2 protein-coding genes are annotated in these 2,188 nt (G+C 74.1%); both read left to right on the forward strand.

Translation table 11 applies throughout. The features are described from left to right. Nucleotides 1–691, forward strand: a 691-nt coding sequence (locus GTW08_RS26400; protein WP_161152676.1) for a cell division protein FtsQ/DivIB, incomplete at its 5' end; no start/stop codon positions are given. A 224-nt stretch (nt 692–915) separates the two neighbouring features. Then, nucleotides 916–2,188 (forward strand): cell division protein FtsZ (gene ftsZ, locus GTW08_RS26405; RefSeq protein ID WP_237454215.1); only part of this gene is annotated, 1,273 nt, incomplete at its 3' end.

The following is a 2,188-nucleotide window of genomic DNA, read 5'->3' on the forward strand; positions in this document are numbered from 1 at the left end:
CTACCGGCGCCGTCGCCTCGTCGCTCTGCTGGCCACCGCCGCCGTCGTGCTCCTCGGGGTGTCCGCGGCCGGCTGGTGGGCGCTGGGCCGGTACGGCCCCCCGGTGGCCACCGTGCGGGTCGACGGCACCCGCCAGATCCCCGTCCGCGACGTCGAGGCCGCCGCGGGCGACCAGACCGGTGTCCCGCTCGCCGCGGTCGACACCGACGGCGTCGCCGCCCGCGTGTCGGCCATCCCCGGCGTCGCCGCGGTGGAGGTCGACCGGTCCTGGCCGGACACCCTGGTGGTGGCCGTGACCGAACGCACCCCGGCCGCGCTGCTCGACACCCCGGACGGACCGAAGCTCGTCGACGTCACGGGATTCGTCTACCGCGACGCCCCGCCCGACGTGCGGCTGCCCCGGCTCCAGCTGCCGCGCGTCGCCCCGGACGACCCCGCCACCCTCGCCGCGGTCGGTGTCCTGCAGGCACTGCCGGTCCCGGTCCGCGACCAGGTGCAGTCGCTGTCGCTCGGCGGGGGCGGATCCACTTTCGAGCTGGGGCTCACCGAGGACCGGCGGGTCCTGTGGGGCCCGTGGCCGGACACCGACCGGACCGCCGCCCGGGCCCGGGTCCTCGGACCGGTGCTGCAGCGCGAGGGCGCCGTCTACGACGTCTCCAGCCCGTCGCTGGTCACCGTCCGGCAGCGCTGACCCGCCGCACCCGACCCGATGGTCGCGGCGGGTGACCGTACGACGACCGTACGGGTTTCCACCGGCAGCGAGGTCGAACCACCCGGGCGGGGTGTTGTCGTCGTGCGGCGCGCCTGCTGGACCCGGGCACCGCACTCCACTTAGCGTGCGCACCCGAAGGCCCGGGGCACCCGGAGCTTGACCCACCCGAACCCCGGACCCCGAGCGACTGGAAGGTGCCGCGCATGACGCCCCCGCACAACTACCTGGCAGTGATCAAGGTGGTCGGCATCGGTGGCGGCGGCGTCAACGCCGTCAACCGGATGATCGAGGTCGGCCTCAAGGGCGTCGAGTTCATCGCGGTGAACACCGACGCCCAGGCCCTCCTCATGTCCGACGCCGACGTGAAGCTCGACATCGGTCGTGAGCTGACCCGCGGCCTCGGTGCCGGCGCCAACCCCGAGGTCGGGGGCAAGGCCGCCGAGGACCACGCCGAGGAGATCGAGGAGGTCCTCAAGGGGGCCGACATGGTCTTCGTCACCGCGGGCGAGGGCGGCGGCACCGGCACCGGCGGCGCACCCGTCGTCGCCTCGATCGCCCGCAAGCTCGGCGCGCTGACCATCGGTGTCGTCACCCGCCCGTTCACCTTCGAGGGGCGCCGTCGCGCGGGGCAGGCCGAGGAGGGCATCCAGGCGCTCCGCAACGAGTGCGACACCCTCATCGTCATCCCGAACGACCGGCTCCTGCAGCTCGGCGACGTCGGCGTCTCGCTGATGGACGCCTTCCGCTCCGCCGACGAGGTGCTCCTCTCCGGTGTCCAGGGGATCACCAACCTGATCACCACCCCCGGACTGATCAACCTCGACTTCGCCGACGTCAAGTCGGTCATGTCCGGGGCCGGGTCGGCGCTGATGGGAATAGGGTCCGCACGCGGCGAGGGCCGCGCCGTGCAGGCCGCCGAGAAGGCGATCAACTCGCCGCTGCTCGAGGCGTCGATGGACGGCGCGCAGGGCGTGCTGCTGTCGATCGCGGGCGGCTCGGACCTCGGTCTGTTCGAGATCCACGAGGCGGCGTCGCTGGTCCAGGAGGCCGCGCACCCCGAGGCGAACATCATCTTCGGCACCGTGATCGACGACTCGCTCGGTGACGAGGTGCGGGTCACCGTGATAGCGGCCGGCTTCGAGGGCGGCACACCGACCCACAAGAAGCTCGAGCCCGCCGTGTTCTCCCGCGGCACCCAGAAGTCCGCCGAGCCCGCCCCGCAGGCCGCGCCGCCGCAGCAGGCCGAGCAGACCCAGCAGCACCAGACCCAGCAGCACCAGACCCAGCAGCACCAGACCCAGCAGCACCAGGGCCAGCAGCCGCAGGGCCAGTCCCGCTGGGCCGCGACGACTGCTACCACCCCGTCGGCGCCGCACCTGCCCGCCACGGCGCACGCCCCCGAGCGCACCGGGACGCTGCCGCCCGCGCAGCCCACCGCCCCGGCCCCGCGCCAGGGCGACACCCAGCACCACGGCG

Source organism: Pseudonocardia sp. SID8383, from assembly GCF_009864975.1.
Taxonomy (GTDB): domain Bacteria; phylum Actinomycetota; class Actinomycetes; order Mycobacteriales; family Pseudonocardiaceae; genus Pseudonocardia; species Pseudonocardia alni.